Raw genomic sequence first — 17,644 nt, 5'->3', positions numbered from 1 at the left:
GCCAGTTCGGGTACGTAACTACCTGTTCTGGCGGAGTTTTACATTTCCTGTCGAGGAGGCGCCGGTGGCGCCTACGCTGATTTATACTTTAGGCTGATATCTCATATCAGATACATTGTACACAGTGATGAATGCCTGTGGGTCTTCATGATTGATATAATTCATCAGCTTCTGATATTCGGTTTTGTCTACGATCGTAATGATCTCATTTCGTTTCTGCATATTGTAAGCACCGTATGCTTCATAAACGGTGGCTCCGCTGTGCAGATCGTGAATAATGAAATTTCGCAGTTCTTCTTCTTTTTTTGTAATGATGCAGACGCGGCGTTTGATGTTGTGGTCAAAAATAAAATGGTCAAGCACAATTCCGTTAAAATATGTACCAAGAATACTCAGTACGACGGTCTTTTTGTCATAAACAAGTGCAGCGGACAGTGCGACACACATACCGGAGAGTGACATCGCCTTGCCCAGCTCCATATGCAGATATTTGTTCATGATCTTTGCTACAATGTCCAGCCCGCCGGATGAGGCATTTCTGTTAAAAAGAATACTCAGACCAATGCTGACAACAAGGACATAGCACAGCACGTCCAGTTCCTGACTGTCGGTCATGGAAGTAAAATTCGGAAAAACTTTTTCAAAAATTCCGAGAAAGACAGGAAGTATGATACTTGTGTAAACGGTCTTTACTCCAAATTCTTTCCCACATGTGATAAAACCAATAATCAGAAGAACAACATTCAGGATCATGGTAATCGCAGAGAGGGGCAGTGGGATGAAGTTGGAAAGAACAATTCCAAGACCGGAAATACTGCTGACAGAAGCATGGCTCGGTACGAGGAAAAAATAAACGGCAGCAGCAATGATTGCCACAGCACCGGTCAAAATGAGCGTTTCTAAAAGCAATTTTGCAAAATTCAATTCTTTTTTCATCGATAATTCTCCAGATTTACAATGATCGGTTCATGTTCAAGTGCCGGAATGATCTTGTCTGTAAAATCCTTTGTAGTAAATTTCAGACTGGATGTATTGATACATGGATGACATCCGAAATAAGGATCCTTCAGAACATCTTCATCGATCAGAAGCTGAACTTTCTTTTCGCGGTCGTTCATCAGGCCAAGGACGCTGACAGAGCCCGGGGTGATGTCGAGATATTTTTCCATATATTCCGGTTTTGCAAAGGATAAACGTGCCGAGCCGATCTGAGCGGAAAGATCCTTTGTCTTAAAGGGTTTGTCGCCCGGCATCAGGAGCAGATAAAAGTTTGTTTCCTGACGGTTGCACAGAAACAGGTTCTTGCAGATAGCGGTATCATCACCGAGTGTGCGGTCAATTTCTTCACAGGCTTCCATGGTCATGGCGGCTTCGTGGTCAACACGCTGGTAAGTAACGCTGAGTTTATCTAAAAAGTCATAGACACGAATCTCCTTGTCCAGACGGTCATTTACATTTTCCGGTCTTCCATTCTGTAATTCCATTTCGTGGTTCTCCTTTTTATTTTTACGTATTTCATTGTAACGGTATTTAAGTGATGTGTAAACCCTTTATATATATGATTGTCGAAATATGAAAATCGAATCAACGCCCCCCTTTTTCAAATTGTCCCCACCTTGTTTAAAAAGCCCGTCATTGATAGAATTTAATCAACAAATAAAGAAAGGGGACGCGACAGTGAAAGAAAATATGAAGGTTGCGGTCATGTTGGACAAAATGAAAATGGGGTGGGAAGAACGACCAATACCTGCTCCGGCAGATAATGAAGTCCTTGTAAAAATTGACTGCGTAGGAATTTGCGGATCCGATATGCATTATTATGAAAATGGAAGAATCGGAGGATATATCGTAAAACCACCATTTGTACTGGGCCATGAATCAGGTGGTGTAGTTGTAGAAACAGGAAGGGATGTTAAACATCTTAAGATAGGCGACCGTGTAGCTCTGGAACCTGGAAAGACATGTGGACATTGTGAATTCTGCAGAAGCGGAAAATATAACTTATGTCCGGATGTACAGTTCTTTGCAACACCTCCGGTTGATGGAGTATTTCAGGAATATGTAGCTCATGAAGCAGATCTGTGTTTTAAACTTCCGGAAAATGTGAGCACAATGGAAGGTGCACTGATCGAGCCTCTGGCAGTTGGTATGCATGCAGCAAATCAGGCAGGTGCCTCTCTTGGAAAAACAGCTGTTGTTACAGGTGCAGGATGCATTGGACTGTGCGCGATGATGTCATTAAAAGCATTCGGAGTTACTCAGGTGTACGTAACAGACATTATGGATAAACGACTTGATAAAGCAATGGAACTCGGTGCAACCGGAGTAATCAACAGTAAGGAAAAAAATCCGGTAGAGGAAATCCAGAAACTGACAGAAGGCAGAGGAGTAGACATTGTTGTAGAGGCTTCCGGAGTGGAGCTGTGTGCAAATCAGGGGCTGGAAATGCTGGTACGCGCCGGTACACTGGTGCAGGTAGCATATAGCGGATCAGGATACATGAATCTGAATATGGGACTGATTTGTGACAAAGAAATCACCATAAAATCAGTTTTCAGATATCGTCATATTTATCCAATGGCAATCAAGGCTGTCGCAAGTGGTCTTATCAATCTTAAAGGAATCGTAACAGATGTATTTGAGTTTGACAATGTAGAAGAAGCAATGAATAGGAGTATTGCAGACAAAGCCAATATAGTGAAATCAGTAATTAAAATGGATTAAATATATAAGGAGGCGTGAAATGAAAGGAACTATGAAGGCGCTGAGAATGTACGCACCTTATGATTTCAGGATTGATGAAGTAGCAATTCCGGAAATCGGAGATGATGATATTCTCATTCGTGTAAAAGGATGCGGTGTCTGCTCCGGGGATGTCAAAACATATCATGGCGGACAGCGAGTATGGGGAATCAGCCCTGAAACAGCATACATTGAAGCTCCTTGCATTGGCGGTCATGAATTCCACGGTGTAGTTGCAGAGAAAGGCAAAAACGTAACGAAGGTAGAAATCGGCGACAGAATCCTTGCAGAACAGATTTTACCATGTGGAGAGTGCAAGTTCTGCAGACAGGGAAATTACTGGATGTGTCAGCCACATCGAATTTTCGGATTTAAGCATGAGGCAGAAGGCGGCTTTGCAGAATATATGAAGCTTCCTAAAAACAGTGTGATTCATAAACTTCCGGATGAACTGACAGATGATCAGGCAACGCTGGTTGAGCCATATGCCTGTGGCATGCATGCAGTGGAACGTGGGAACATCGGATATGAAGATATCGTTGTTATCAGCGGACTTGGAACCATTGGGCTGGCAATGATCTGTGCAGCACAGACACATTCTCCTAAAATGGTAATCGGACTCGATCTCAGACAGGAAAGACTGGACAAAGCGAAAGAATTTGGAGCTGATCTGGTCATTAATCCTGCAAAAGAAAATGTTCAGGAAATTATTAATTCCTTAACAGACGGATATGGATGCGACGTATATATTGAAGCATCAGGAAGTCCGGCGAGTGTACCGCAGGGATTGAATCTGGTACGAAATATGGGAAGATATGTGCAGTTTGGTGTCTTTGCGAAAGATGTTACCGCAGACTGGAACGTAATTGGCGATACAAAGCACATGGATGTAGTTGGTTCACATCTGTCCGGACATTGCTATAATGCAGTAATCAAAGGCATGGTAAATGGAACGATGAAAACAAATGGAATACTGTCACACAGATTTGCACTCACCGACTGGGAAAAAGCATTTGAAGTTGCAGAGAAGGACCCGGCAGCGTTTAAGGTGGCATTGATTCCGTAAAAGATAAAAGGAGTGGCAAAAATGAATAAATTGGGGATTTTTATAAACTTTTGGGAAAACAGTTGGGATGTTGACCATATCAAATATATGAAAAAAGTAAAAGATATCGGTTTTGATATCCTGGAATTTCAGGCACAGCCGTTACTCGAGATGACAAATGAGCACATGGATGAAATGAAAAAAGCAGCAGCAGATCTGGGGATTGAACTTACATACAGCCTTGGTCTGGATCCATATTATGATATCTCAAGCAGAGATGAAGCTACAAGACTTCGTGGTGTAGAATATCTGAAAAATATTGTTGAGCGAGTAGGATATATGGGCGGCAAAGTAATCTCCGGTGTAAGTTATCAGGGATGGGGCTGTACAGATGTAGATCCGGTAGAAGGCAAGAAACCTCTTCTTGAAAATTCACTGAAATCCATGAGAGAGCTCGTAAAAGTTGCTGCTGATAACGACATTACATATTGCGTAGAAGCGGTAAACCGTTTTGAAGGATGTCTTATCAATACAGCACAGGAAGCGTTGGATTATGTAAATGCAGTTAATTCTCCGAACATTGGAATCCTTCTGGACACATATCATATGAATATCGAAGAAAGCAGCTTCAGTGAAGCTATTCATCTTGCAGGAGATAAACTTGTTAACTTCCACACAGGAGATAACAACCGCAGATGCCCGGGCAGAGGTCACATTGATTTTGATGAAATCTTTAAAGCACTTGGTGATATTCACTATACAGGTAGAATCGTGTCTGAACCATTTATTGCTACTGGCGGAGAAGTAGGAAATGCAGTTGCTCTGTGGAGAGATCTGGAACCAGATATGTCACCGGAATATCGTGATAAAGAAGCAGCATATCTGCTTCAGTACGAAAAAGAAAAATTAGCCAAATACGGTTTGGCATAAAAAAAGGAGGACAAATAATGAAGAAAAAAGTGATGGCAGGATTCATGGCAGGGATGATGGCATTAGGTGCTATGGCAGGAACCGTGTACGCGGATGTAACAGACTATTCTGACGCAGTTCCGGCAGAAGTGAAGGGAACCGATGATGTATCTGTACTGGAAGATGAGTACACAGCAAAAGAAAAATACAAAGTTGGTTTTGCCCTTGAGAGTATGGACGTAGCTGTTTGGAACACCATGTCAGAAGGTATGGCTGATGAAGCAGAAAAAATCGGCGTTGAGTATACCTGTATGGTAGCAAATAATGACGTTGCAGCACAGGTTGCCAATGTAGAAAACATGATCGCACAGGGCTATGATGCCATTATTATTCATGCATTTGATAAACAGGCTTTTGCAACAGTTGTAAATGAAGCTATCGAAAAAGGCATTGTTATCTGCGCATATGATGATAATATCATTGATCCTTCAACAGGAGAGGCATGTCTCTATCCATTATCCTTCCTCTGCGACAACTATCAGATTGGATATCGCGTAGGTACCATGGCAGCAGAATGGACATTAGAACAGTTCCCGGATGAAACAGGCGATCTGGAATTTGGTGTTCTGTGGCATCATGAATTCGAATATCAGCAGGCAAGACTTGCAGGTATTGAAGCTGCAATTGCAGAAAAAGATCCACGAATCAAACTTGTTGACGAACAGGAAGGCCTTGTAACAGAAGATGGTGTAAAAGCATGTGAAGCATGGACACAGGCATTCCCGAATCTGAAAGGTGTATTAGCTACAAATGATACATGTCTTCTTGGATATGCACAGGCATGGCAGGCAGCAGGCAAAGATCTGAAAGATGAAAACTTTGGTATGTTTGGTAATGATGGTGTAAACGATGCAATTGACATGGTTGCTGAGGGATCTATCCTCAGAGGAGATGTTGGTCTTGATGTTTACGATGGTGGCGCAATGGCACTGCTTGCATGTGTAAAACAGCTTGACGGTGTTGAAACAGATAGTGTTATTCTTCCTATGGTTTCTGTTACTTCCGAAAATGCAGAAGAAGATTGGATTTCCCATCCGACATTATATGTTAAGTAATAAAAATTGTTGACTTGATTAATGAACAGGATTCTCCGACACATACTTCGTATGGTCGGAGAATCACTTTACTGGATAGATATGGAGAACGCTTATGGCTGATAAGAAAGTTGTTTTATCATTAAGAAATATTTCCAAACAATATCCGGGAGTACAGGCTCTGGATAATGTTTCAATAGATTTTATGGAAGGCGAAGTGCATTGTCTTGTAGGAGAAAATGGCGCGGGTAAATCGACTTTTATTAAGATGATATCCGGAGCCGACCAGCCGGATTCTGGTGTTATCAGTTTTGAAGGAAAAGAATACAACGCAATGACCCCCAAATTATCAAAAGATCTGGGAATAGAAGTTGTTTATCAGGAATTTAATCTGGCGGAAGATCTTACAGTAGCAGAAAATATGTATTTGGGCGAGCAGCATGCAGACTCAAAATTATTTAATCTGAAAAAGCTGAAAAAACGGGCAGATGAAGTTTTTAAAAAAATGAATATAGAAATCGATACCGGAGAAATTGTAAAATATCTGACGGTTTCATATATGCAGTTTGTAGAAATAGGGAAAGCACTGGCAAAAGATATTAAAGTACTGATTCTGGATGAACCGACAGCTCCTCTTACCGAAGACGAAGTAGATAAACTTCTCGATATTGTTATGAAGCTGAAAAAAAAGGGATATGTTATCATCTATATTTCTCATAGATTGCCGGAACTTTTTAAGATTGGAGACAGAATTACAGTATTGCGAGATGGTAAACTGATCACGACAGGACCTATCGAAGATTTTGATACACCTAAACTTATCAAAGCGATGGTAGGCCGTGAACTTTCCTATGAATATCCTGAAAAATCAGGAAAGGTTGGAGATGTTATATTTGAAGCAAAAAACATTTATTCTGAAAAAGTACAGAATATCTCTTTTAAAGTAAGAGCAGGTGAAATCCTTGGAATCGGAGGTTTGGTAGGAGCTGGAAGAACAGAACTTCTCAGAGCAATTTATGGAGCAGATCTTCGTTATGCAGGAGAAATCTATCTGGAAGGAAAGAAAGTTAAGATTAATCGTCCGGAAGATGCGGTAAAACTGGGAATCGGATTTGTAACCGAGGATAGAAAACGACAGGGATTGCTTCTGGATTACAGCATATGTTACAATACTTCATTACCAATATTGAAGAGAATTTCAAATTTGGGAGTTATCAATAAGATAAAAGAACGAAAAATTGCGACAAAAGAATGGGAAAATCTGAGAATCAAAGCACCGAGTATAGATACAAAAGCAAGTACACTAAGCGGAGGTAATCAGCAAAAAATTGTTCTTGCAAAATGGCTTGCAGCAGACTGTAAAGTAATTTTTATGGATGAACCTACACGAGGTGTCGATGTAGGTGCAAAACAGGAAATTTATAAATTACTTGCTGAGCTGGCAGAGGCGGGAATTGCAATTGTTATTGTTTCCTCAGAGATGGAGGAACTTCTCGGAATGTCTGATCGAATACTTATTCTGCATGAGGGTGTCAGTGCAGGTGAAATTTCTAAAGGTGAATTTAGTCAGGAAATAGTTATGCAGTATTCTTCCGGCTTATAATTTCAGCTAACTATATAGATCACAGGGGGTTTTAGCTTATGAAACAAAAATTAACATTTAAAAAGTTTTATGATGAATATGGAGTTCTTTTAATCTTACTGGTAATGGTTGCAATTTTTTCTTTTGCAACACCTACATTTCTGACGGGTGCCAACATTATTAACATTTCCAAACAGGTAGCGATCATGGCAATACTTTCCGTTGGTATGACCCTGGTACTTGTTTCCGGAGGCGGTGGCATCGAGCTTTCCATGGGTTCTGTTATTTCTCTGGTTGTAGTACTGATCAGTAAGTTTGTAACAGAGAGGGGCTTCAGTGTAGCGATTGCATTAATTCTTGCAGTACTGGTTGCTACTGCATTGGGATTTATCGATGGTGTGATCATTGCAAAAATTAAAGTTCCACCGCTTATCATGACACTTGGAATGCAGATTTTCCTCTATGGATTTACATATTCTATCTGTGAGGGAAAACCGGTTTATGGCATTCCTGCATCACTGACATGGATTGGACAGACATATTTGTTTAAAGTCATTCCTGTATCTGCACTTTTGATGGTTGTGATTGTAATCCTTGGACAGTTCTTTGTTTCTAAAATGTATATCGGACGCAGCTTATATGCAGTAGGAAGTAACGAAGAAACAGCAGATCTTTCAGGTATCAGTTCCGATAAATTCCGAATTATGGCGTATACTATGTGTGGATTCCTGGTTGGTATTGCCGGAATTGTAATGCTTGGCCGAATTGGAAGTGGACAGCCGAGTGCAGGTGAAGGTTATGAGATGGACGTTCTTACCGGATGCGTTCTTGGTGGTGTAAGTCTGAACGGTGGAAAAGGAAGTGTAATTAAAGCGTTCTGTGGTATCCTTATTATCGGTGTTCTTAGTAATGGTATGTCACTTCTGGGATTCAATCCTTTTATGCAGAAGATGATCAAAGGTCTGGTTCTTATCCTGGCAGTTGTTATTGACAGTCTTCAGTATATTAAACTTAAGAAAAAAGTTAAAGTTCTCAATTGATTTTCTGACAATTGATATTCAGGTGTATTGTATGAAAAACTTTTTCCAAAATCCGGGTTGGTATATGCAATCCGGATTTTGTTGTTTGCAAATTGAGCGAAAACATGTAAAATAAAGGGGATTGTTATGAACAAAAAGTAAAAATGTCATTGTAAGCAACCAAATGGAGAAAGTCATAGTTTATGCAGGAGAGGGGAAACGTACAAATGATAAAAGTACTGATTGCAGATGATGAGTTAAGGATATGTGAGCTGATTTTCAGACTTATAGACTGGGAATCTCTGGGGATGTCGGTAATTGCCGTAGCACATGACGGCAGAGAAACTATTAAAATAATAAAAAATGAAATGCCGGATATTGTCATAACCGATATACGTATGCCCGGGTACAATGGTGTAGATGTGATCAGAATTGGTAAAGAGTACAATTCTGACATCCAGTTCATTATTATCAGTGGATACAGTCAGTTTGACTATGCACAGAATGCTATCCATTATGGAGTGAGTGATTATCTCTTAAAACCGGTAAAGGCGGAAGAACTGACAAAAGCTTTATTGCGTATAAAAAGCCGCATTGACAAAAATAATCAGATGTACAGTCAGGTGAAAAAAGCATGGACACTGGAACAGCAGAATCGACGATTGTACAGAGAACAACTGATTATGGAAATTGCACATGGGAAGGGATTCGATGTTTTAACAAAAGATATGAATACATTAAATGAGCAGTATAAATACGAATTTATTCCCGGCTTTTTTACAATTGTGATCGTAAAAGCGGATGGTTTGAATTTTGAAGAAAAGACAGAAAGCAGTTTTCTGTATGAAAAAATCCAACAGAGTCTGTCATTTGCTTTTGCACCTGTTATGCAGGAAATGCAGGGAACAATGCTTGATAATGGAACATATATCTTTTTGTTTAATTATGAAAATGAATATGCAGAAATAGAATCACAGCTTCATCGCCTTTTAAATCAGATGCTTCTTCAGAAAGATGTGTTCAAGAAACTGCATCTTACAATTGGACTGGGAAAGCGCGTAAATTGTCTGGCAGAAGTGGGAAAATCGTACGAAACAGCATATCTTGCGATAAAAGACCGTATTCTGGTGGGGACAGACAGGATTATTGAAGGAAAAGAAAAAATAGTTGTTCAGGACTACAAAGACTATTTTTTGCATACAGTCAGGGAATTGGAGAATGTGGTAGAAAATCTGGACGATAAAAGAATCAGCGATATTATTCAGGAGTGTGGAACAGCATTAAGCAAAGACAAAGAAATCAATGGATATCAGATCGAGCAGTCTGCAAAAGCATTGGTGAATTCATATCTGCTTTCCATGCAAAAAAATAACTATACACTGGATGAGGATGATAATCTTCTGAAAGATTTTATGAAATCCATCGAAAATTGTATTTCATTAGGAGAAATTCAGGAATTACTCAGTGGGACGCTGGAACAGTCCTTAAGTGAGTACCGACATAAACGTGCACTAAGTGGATCGAAGCCTATTCGCGATGCGAAAGAATATATTCGAAATAATCTGGCGGGAAATCTGACAATACAGGAAGTCAGCGAATATGTAGGTTACAGCAGCGCGCATTTCAGTGTTCGATTCAAACAGGAATGTGGAATTACGTTCAGTGATTATGTCATGGAATCACGTATTGAAAAATCAAAAGAACTTCTCAAAAATACGAGAGAAACCATAGAAAGTATAGCAGCGGCCGTAGGGTATTCTGATGTTAAGAGTTTTACAAAGAACTTCAAAAAATATACAGAAGTAAAGCCAAGCCAGTATAGGAAGATTTATGGATAATAAGAAAAAAGTAATATACACGAATTATATTTTTGCAGTATTGATTATGATAAATGTTGTTTTGCTGGCTCTTTGTTTTACTTTGCAGGTGTCGGTGCTGATTTTGGCAGTATTATTAGCGGAAATCGTAATTCTCAGTGTTGTTTTAATGTTGCTGAATAAACAGGACGTGTATATAAAGAATTTTTTGTTGAATCATGAGAATAAATATCTTCGAAAATTATATATGTTTCATTCGCCGGAAGAAGGAAAGCTCTATGAGTTTATGATCAATAACAAAGACGAAAACAGAAATTTATTTCTTGCATCTAAAAGAGAAGCACAGATTCTGGCACTGCAGAATCAGATCAATCCGCATTTCCTGTATAATACTCTGGAAACGATTCGAAGTGAAGCTATTATGAACGGAGCAGTGAATGCCGGTACAATGGCAGAAGCGCTTGCAACCTTTTTCCGCTATACGATTTCTAATTTGGATTATCTGGTGCAGATAGAGGATGAGCTGGAAAATATCCAGAACTATTTTACGATCCAACACTATCGATTCGGAAATAAAATCGGAATTCAGATAACGTATGATGAAGAGGACAAAAATATTCTGAGACTTTATATACCGAAACTGATTATGCAGCCAGTTGTGGAAAATGCGATTTATCATGGAATCGAACAGAAGTTAGGTGCTGGTCAGGTGACGATTTCAATTAGTTATACAAAGCAAAATCTGGATATTATGATCAGTGATGATGGAATTGGAATCAAAGATACAGAATTATCTGAGATTAATAATCGTTTGTGGACTGACAGTGAGAATTATGGATATGAAAAATCCGAAAAGAGTGGTGGAATTGCGATACGGAATGTAAACCAAAGAATTAAGCTGTTGTTTGGAGAAGAGTATGGCATCTGGTTGAACAGTATTTATGGTATTGGGACAGACGTACATATAAAACTTCCGGTAGTGCTGACACCTGATGATCTGGAGAAAAAACTACGCATTGATAAAGAAGATGTGGGAGGTCAAAGTGGAAAAGGAACTGGTACGCTTTGAAAATGTGACAAGTTATAATGCATTACAATCAGATGTTAAAAATCTGAGCTTTTCAATATATGAGGGGCAAATGGCTGGAATGGTTGCGGTAAATGATACCGGAATTGAGGTTTTGCTGAATTTGTTACAAACAAATACGAGAGATAATATCACCGGGAAAATCTATGTAAGAGGAAAGTTGGTTCATAATCAGGATTATTGTGAGTCTGCGCCTAATAACATTTCCATTATAGACTACAATAATCGTCTGTTTAAGGGATTATCGACGATTGATAATATATTTGTCACGCCAAGAAGAGAAAGACATGGACTTGTAATTTCCAGCAAAAAGGAACGAAGCCGGTTTTTATGGATAAAGTCAGAATTAAATATAGATCTTCCGGAGAGCAAAAACTGTGAAAATATTTCAAACGCTGACAGGTGTATTATTGAGATTTTGCGTGCTGTTACAGCGGAAGCTGCTATGATTGTTATGGTTGGTCTGTCAAACTTTCTTACGGAACGTGAATATAAAAAGGTACGTGGGATTATTCAGAAATTCCGTAAAAAGGGAGTGACGTTTCTGATGATCGGAAATGATTACAGTGAAATTATAGGATTTGCAGATTTTACAATATTAATGAGAGACGGAACGAATATAAAATATCTGACGAGAGAAAAACATCCGGATGAACAGGAACTTTGGAGATGTATAGCAGCAGATATGAACGGTCTGGAAAGAGCACACACCACTCATCAGATAAATATGAAAAATTCTGTTTTGGAATTTAGAAATGTATACACGGAAGATATAAAGGACATTTCGTTCAAACTATATGAAGGTCAGTGTATTGTTCTGCTGGCAAATCGCAAGGTACAGGATAATATTATGGCTCTTCTGCAACGCAAAGGAGCTACATACCTCGGCGAGGTGCGATTTAATGGAGTACTTCTGGAACGATATCCCAGGAAAGAAATTTACCCGTATGGTATCTCCTTTATTCTTGCCAATGCATACAGGACGATGCCGTACATGGACCTTAGTTATATGGAAAATCTGACCCAGGGTATTGAAAAAAAGAGTGGACAGAAATTTGTAAGAAAAAATATACAGAAACTGTTATTTACAGAGGCAAAAAAGGAACTGGGCAATGTAGTAGCCTGCAAGTATCTCGCAGAACTTTCTAAAGAAGAAAAATATCACTTACTCTATCAGCATGTGATATTTATACACCCAAAGCTGGCGGTTATATGTAGTCCGTTTGTTGAGAGTGATTATCAGTCACGCGCATTCATTACAGATTTAATTTTTCAGTTGAGGAAAAATAATATTACATTATTAATATTGTCCTCAACGTATATGAGAGAAACACATCTGGCAGATGTAATCATAGAAATCCATCATAAAAAAATATATTCGATTTATATGCAGAGTGATACGGATGTGGTTTTTTGAAGTTTTTTTCAAAAAGGTCTTTACAAACCACAAGAAACCATATATAATGCAAATAAAAACAAAGAGAAACAACATAAATCAAGAGAATAAACAACATAAAACCACAACACAACAAAACTGCCCATTTATGGACGAAATCGGAGGAATTTTATTATGAGGATCTTAGAGTCAAAATTTGTACAGGGTTTTATCAAAATGGCGAATGACGGTTATCTGCAGGGATGGCATGAGAGAAACGGTGGTAACTTAAGCTATCGTCTGAAGGCAGAGGAAGTCGAAATGATCCGTCCGCGTCTGAACGCACCGGGAGAATGGACACCGATCGGAACTGAAGTACCGGGACTGGCGGGCGAATTTTTCCTTGTGACAGGAAGTGGTAAATATTTCAGAAATATCATTGTTGACCCGGAAGTATGTCTTGCAATTATCGAACTGGATGAGACTGGCTGCAATTACCGTATCCGTTGGGGGCTGGTAGAGGGAGGAAGACCGACAAGTGAGCTTCCGACACATCTGATGAATCATGAAGTAAAGAAAAAACTTACCAATGGAAAGCATCGTGTTATTTACCATGCACATACCACAAATACGATTGCACTGACATTTGTGCTCCCACTGGATGACAAAGTGTTTACCAGAGAACTCTGGGAATCTGCAACCGAATGTCCGGTCGTATTTCCGGACGGTGTCGGAGTTGTCGGCTGGATGGTTCCGGGCGGAAGAGAAATTGCTGTAAAGACAGCGGAACTTATGAAAAAATATGATGTTGTAATCTGGGCCCACCATGGAATGTTCTGTTCCGGAGAGGATTTTGACCTGACATTTGGCCTGCTTCATACTGTTGAGAAATCAGCAGAGATCCTTGTAAAGATCCTCTCTATGACACCGCACAAACTGCAGACGATCCAGCCGGATAATTTCCGTGCACTGGCAAAAGACTTCAAGGTAAGTCTGCCGGAAGAATTTCTGTATGAAAAAGAATAATAAAACAATAGCAAAAGGAGAAGTCTTTTCGGACTTCTCCTTAATTTCAGTCAAAATCTATCTTATACGCTGTACATGATAATCTTTGTAATATGACGAATTAGAACTTACTCGGAAACGATATGTTCTTGATCCGATTTTAAAATATGTATAGATATAATACGTATAAATATTACCGTTATCGTAAGCATTTACATATGGATAAATCATTCCAAGACCGGCAACATAAACAATATAATTCCCTTTTCCCCTGTGCAGAATACTGGTTTTCAGATCTGTTTCTCCTGCGGAAGATGAAAGTGCTCCATGATAGTAAGGTTCATTTGTTAATGATTTTTCATATCTGCGCTTTTTCTTATTATAAACGTATATCGGAAAATCAGTCATTTTTCTGTCGTTATTGCTGCATCCTATGAAAGCTGGCTTTTTCGATGCATAATTCCAGATTTCCAGAGCAAATATGCTGGTTCCGGCGCTCAGAAAAGAATTCCCTGTTTTTCGCAATGAAATGCGGCCCCCGATCGTATAAATGGATGCGACATTGCTGAAACGACCTCTCTGTCGCCCATTGACAGCACGTACTTTGTACCAGAGCTCTCCTTTCTTTGTATCCTGCCAGGAAAGTCCTCTGACAGTTTTTACCTTCTGATATTTCTGACCGTTAGTTGAGCGATAGATTTCATATGCTCTGGCTCTGGATGCTCTTTTCCATGTAAGTCGTGTTTGGCCTTTGGTGTAGACTGCTTTTAATCCTGTCACTTTTCCGACGGAAGCGGCCTGAACTGTTACATTCGTTGAAGGGACAATTGTGACTGCTAACAGAAGTACCATAACAAGACTTACTAATGTTTTCTTAAACTTTTTCATTGTTGTATCCTCCTTCTGAGTATTGGTAAAATCAGTATAACAAAGTTTCTGTTGATGCTCAAAAGTATTGCCATATCTGTCATAGACAAAGGTGGTAATTTTTTGAGTATTTGCCGAAAATCCTTTATACTGTAAGCAGGAAATATGGGAATGATTCGGAAGGGGATGGAGAAGATGAATTTTCAGGAATGTCTGAATAACTATATCATACAGATCCGCTGTAATGGAAAAGAACTGGCGCGTAACAGCAAAATATCCGAAACGGTTATCAGCCGGTACCGCAAAGGTGAGCGTGCACCTTCAGCTGACAGTGAATATTTAAAGAAATTGTCCGATGGAATCATCAAGACTGCAGCAGAAAAAGGCATCCGGGATTTTAAGGCGGACAAAGTTTTGCAGACACTGCGTGAAAGTCTGGAGGATAACCGGGACGAACCGGTATTTAACAGTCAGAAACTCGACATTCTGCTGAGAGAACTGGATATCAATATTTCCAGAATTGCGGCATTTTGCATTATGATCCGTCCTACCTGTCAAAGATAAGGACGGGCAAGCGCAATCCGGCACATCATCAGCAGTTTATCGAAAAAATCTGCGAGTATGTTGCATCTAATTATAAGGATGAGCAGGATCGGAAAAAGGTGACATATCTTATTCAATGCAATGAAGACGAAATTACAGACAGTTCTCTATACAGGAAAAAACTGAGGGAGTGGCTGAGTTCTTCAAAACCGGAAGACGTTGATTATGTATCTGGTTTTCTGCGTAAAGTGGATTCTTTTAATCTGGATGATTATATACGTGCCATTCATTTTGACAGTTTCAAGGTGCCGAAAGTACCGTTTCAGCTTCCTGTTTCGAGACATTATTATGGATTGAAAGAAATGCGCGAGGGGGAACTGGATTTTCTGAAGCATACCGTGCTTTCAAAATCAATGAAGCCCTTGTACATATGCAGTGACATGCCGGTAGAAGATATGGCTGCAGACAAGGATTTTGCAAAAAAATACATGTTCGGTCTTGCGATGGTTCTTAAAAAGGGTTTGCATATCCATATCATCCACGATGTGGAACGTCCTATGAAAGATATGATGCTCGGTCTGGAAAACTGGGTGCCACTTTATATGACCGGGCAGATTTCACCATATTATCTGAAAGGTGTACAGAATCGTGTCTATTCTCATCTGCATTATTGTTCCGGGCAGGTGGCGATGACAGGCGACTGTATCAGCGGGCATCATGATCTGGCACATTATTATCTGACCAGTTGCAAAGAGGAAGTATCGATCAGTCAGAAAAATATGGAATTTCTTTTGAAAAAAGCACATCCACTGATGGATATTTACAGGGAAGAGCGCAAAAAAGAACTGTATGCTGCTCTGATTGAAAATGCCGGGAAAGAAGGCCGGCGGAGGCGTGTACTGGCGGTTCCGGATCTGGGCGTTCTGCCGGAAAAACTGCTGGAAGATATTTTGGAACGCAATCATGTTGTGCTGAATGAAAAAACTGTGATTTTGGAATGCTATAAAAGATCTGTAACATGTCTGGTGACGACTTTGAAGCACAGTGTAGTAGAGGATGAAGTATCAGTGCTTTCTGAAGCGGAGTATGAAAAATATCCGCCGGTGCTTCCGATTGTAGAGTGTTTTCTGGAAAAAGATATCCACCTGACCTATGAAGAGTATCTGGCATGTATAAAGGCAGGCCGGGACTATGCGAAAGCAAACGAAAACTATCAGTTCAATCTGACAAAGATAAAAGGTTTTCACAATATCCAGATCACTTGTTTTGAGGGAAAATGGTGCATGATATCGAAGAACCGGGCTCCGGCGATCCACTTTGTAATTCATCATCCAAAACTTCGATATGCACTGGAAAATATGGTATTACCGATTCGTGATGACGAGATCGAATAAGGCATGATTTATAATGTGGGATGAAAAGGAGGAAGAAATAATGAAAAAGAACTGGAAAAAAACACTGGCAGCAGCTGGTATGGGAATGGTTCTGATGACTGTTTCCCTGACTTCGACGACAGCTTTTGGGGCGGTCGATACGCAGAATCTGCTGACTTTTGTAAATGATACAATGGATGACGGCTCGCAGGTTTACTATTTTGAAGAGGTTGCCGTTACACTCCCGGCAGACTGGCAGGGAAAGGTTGCGGTGCAGGCACAGGACACCAGTGTTACTTTTTATCATAAGGCGAGCAAAGAAAAATGGCAGGAAAATTATGGGACAGTTGGCGGGAAACTTTTTTCCTTATCTTATTCCGTAAACAGTGATTTCACAGAGCTGCCGTCCTATTATTATGTAGGATTCGGCGAGGAGTCTGTGATGAATTATTTCCTGACATTTCCGACAGATGTGCAGGGATATATGGAAGATGAAAGCATCAGCGAGGAATATCAGCAGCTTTTCTCGGAAATTGATTATGTAAAAGATCATGTATGCATGCGTCATGCGGAGCCGACAGATGAAGTAAGTTCTTTTGATGAAACGAAAGCCGGATACGATGGTATATGGACAAAGATAGAAGATTTGTTTGAACTGTATCTTCCGACAGAATGGGATGCCTGCCAGCCGGACGAAGAAGACATTGCAGGTGGTGTGAAATATATTTCTGTATCTGAAGACAAAGCCTATATCTGTATGGCGATGGCAACGGAGCCTGACAATGAAGAGACGAGGAAAGAGATTGAGCAGGAGCTTGCCGATAATAACATGACAATGATGGATGTGTTGAAAGAACAGATCAACGAGCAGGGATTCAAACTGGAAAAAGAAGCAGAGATCAATGGAATTCCATGTGTTTTCTGCTCGACAGACAGCCTTTACGGAATCGTGTTTATTGACCGGAAAGATGCGACACAGATTGACATGGTGATCTTTGCAGGTGAAAACAGAGGGAACGATCAGGTTGTCGAGACCGTCCTGCGTTCCGTAAGGTGGCTGCCGGAAGAATAGTTGTGATGTTGTTTTCTTTATTGATATAATCTTTTAAGACATAATTATAAAGGGAGAAGTTTGAAAATATCTTTCAGACTTCTCCTTTTCGGTACAGATCAGTTTTGTCGTTTC

At 39.9% G+C, this 17,644-nt stretch carries 16 protein-coding genes; 13 read left to right on the top strand and 3 right to left on the bottom strand.

Translation table 11 applies throughout. The annotated features are described in order from the left end of the window. Positions 1-81: 81 nt before the first annotated feature. Positions 82-936 (bottom strand): YitT family protein, encoded by an 855-nt coding sequence (locus BQ7344_RS09060; protein ID WP_072522326.1) that lies wholly within the window; start codon positions 934-936, stop codon positions 82-84. Further along, complete coding sequence (locus BQ7344_RS09055) at positions 933-1,484, bottom strand: prolyl-tRNA synthetase associated domain-containing protein (protein WP_072522325.1); 552 nt, start codon at positions 1,482-1,484, stop codon at positions 933-935. The genes BQ7344_RS09060 and BQ7344_RS09055 overlap by 4 nt, the downstream gene beginning before the upstream one ends. A 193-nt stretch (positions 1,485-1,677) precedes the next feature. On the opposite strand from BQ7344_RS09055, the gene BQ7344_RS09050 reads away from it, so the two are divergent. The 10 genes from BQ7344_RS09050 (at position 1,678) to rhaD (ending at position 13,696) form a co-directional block, all read left to right on the top strand. Next, complete coding sequence (locus BQ7344_RS09050; RefSeq protein WP_072522324.1) at positions 1,678-2,724, top strand: NAD(P)-dependent alcohol dehydrogenase; 1,047 nt, start codon at positions 1,678-1,680, stop codon at positions 2,722-2,724. Between the two features lie 19 nt (positions 2,725-2,743). Continuing rightward, on the top strand, positions 2,744-3,808 hold the full coding sequence (locus BQ7344_RS09045; protein ID WP_072522323.1) for an alcohol dehydrogenase catalytic domain-containing protein: 1,065 nt from the start codon (positions 2,744-2,746) through the stop codon (positions 3,806-3,808). 21 nt (positions 3,809-3,829) lie between these two features. Continuing rightward, entirely contained in the window at positions 3,830-4,717 is an 888-nt protein-coding gene (locus BQ7344_RS09040) for a D-psicose 3-epimerase (protein ID WP_072522322.1), read from the top strand. A 17-nt stretch (positions 4,718-4,734) separates the two neighbouring features. After that, a complete protein-coding gene (locus BQ7344_RS09035; RefSeq protein WP_072522321.1) occupies positions 4,735-5,811 on the top strand; it encodes a sugar ABC transporter substrate-binding protein in 1,077 nt (358 codons plus the stop codon). 94 nt (positions 5,812-5,905) lie between these two features. Beyond that, on the top strand, positions 5,906-7,393 hold the full coding sequence (locus BQ7344_RS09030) for a sugar ABC transporter ATP-binding protein (protein WP_072522320.1): 1,488 nt from the start codon (positions 5,906-5,908) through the stop codon (positions 7,391-7,393). A 38-nt stretch (positions 7,394-7,431) separates the two neighbouring features. Next, on the top strand, positions 7,432-8,412 hold the full coding sequence (locus BQ7344_RS09025; protein WP_072522319.1) for an ABC transporter permease: 981 nt from the start codon (positions 7,432-7,434) through the stop codon (positions 8,410-8,412). A gap of 206 nt (positions 8,413-8,618) precedes the next feature. After that, complete coding sequence (locus BQ7344_RS09020) at positions 8,619-10,229, top strand: response regulator transcription factor (RefSeq protein ID WP_072522318.1); 1,611 nt, start codon at positions 8,619-8,621, stop codon at positions 10,227-10,229. Then, on the top strand, positions 10,222-11,277 hold the full coding sequence (locus BQ7344_RS09015; RefSeq protein WP_072522317.1) for a sensor histidine kinase: 1,056 nt from the start codon (positions 10,222-10,224) through the stop codon (positions 11,275-11,277). The genes BQ7344_RS09020 and BQ7344_RS09015 overlap by 8 nt, the downstream gene beginning before the upstream one ends. Continuing rightward, entirely contained in the window at positions 11,252-12,712 is a 1,461-nt protein-coding gene (locus tag BQ7344_RS09010) for an ATP-binding cassette domain-containing protein (protein ID WP_072522316.1), read from the top strand. Before BQ7344_RS09015 ends, BQ7344_RS09010 begins: the two co-directional genes overlap by 26 nt. A gap of 153 nt (positions 12,713-12,865) precedes the next feature. Continuing rightward, positions 12,866-13,696 (top strand): rhamnulose-1-phosphate aldolase, encoded by an 831-nt coding sequence (gene rhaD, locus BQ7344_RS09005; RefSeq protein ID WP_015541647.1) that lies wholly within the window; start codon positions 12,866-12,868, stop codon positions 13,694-13,696. A gap of 57 nt (positions 13,697-13,753) precedes the next feature. Here rhaD and BQ7344_RS09000 read toward each other — a convergent pair whose 3' ends face one another. After that, positions 13,754-14,563: a hypothetical protein gene (locus BQ7344_RS09000; protein WP_072522315.1), complete on the bottom strand. Its 810-nt coding sequence runs from the start codon at positions 14,561-14,563 to the stop codon at positions 13,754-13,756. A 174-nt stretch (positions 14,564-14,737) separates the two neighbouring features. On the opposite strand from BQ7344_RS09000, the gene BQ7344_RS08995 reads away from it, so the two are divergent. From BQ7344_RS08995 to BQ7344_RS08985, 3 genes are read left to right on the top strand one after another with little or no spacing between them, the layout of a single operon-like run. Continuing rightward, positions 14,738-15,106: a helix-turn-helix domain-containing protein gene (locus tag BQ7344_RS08995; protein WP_143143550.1), complete on the top strand. Its 369-nt coding sequence runs from the start codon at positions 14,738-14,740 to the stop codon at positions 15,104-15,106. Continuing rightward, a complete protein-coding gene (locus tag BQ7344_RS08990; protein WP_072522313.1) occupies positions 15,073-16,479 on the top strand; it encodes a hypothetical protein in 1,407 nt (468 codons plus the stop codon). The genes BQ7344_RS08995 and BQ7344_RS08990 overlap by 34 nt, the downstream gene beginning before the upstream one ends. 40 nt (positions 16,480-16,519) lie before the next feature. Continuing rightward, the gene (locus BQ7344_RS08985) at positions 16,520-17,530 is read left to right on the top strand and encodes a hypothetical protein (RefSeq protein WP_072522312.1); all 1,011 of its coding nucleotides are present in this window, start codon (positions 16,520-16,522) and stop codon (positions 17,528-17,530) included. Positions 17,531-17,644 lie beyond the last annotated feature (114 nt).

Origin of the sequence: Blautia sp. Marseille-P3087, assembly GCF_900120195.1 — a bacterium.
Taxonomy (GTDB): domain Bacteria; phylum Bacillota; class Clostridia; order Lachnospirales; family Lachnospiraceae; genus Blautia_A.
This window is presented reverse-complemented; position numbering and strand designations above follow the sequence as displayed.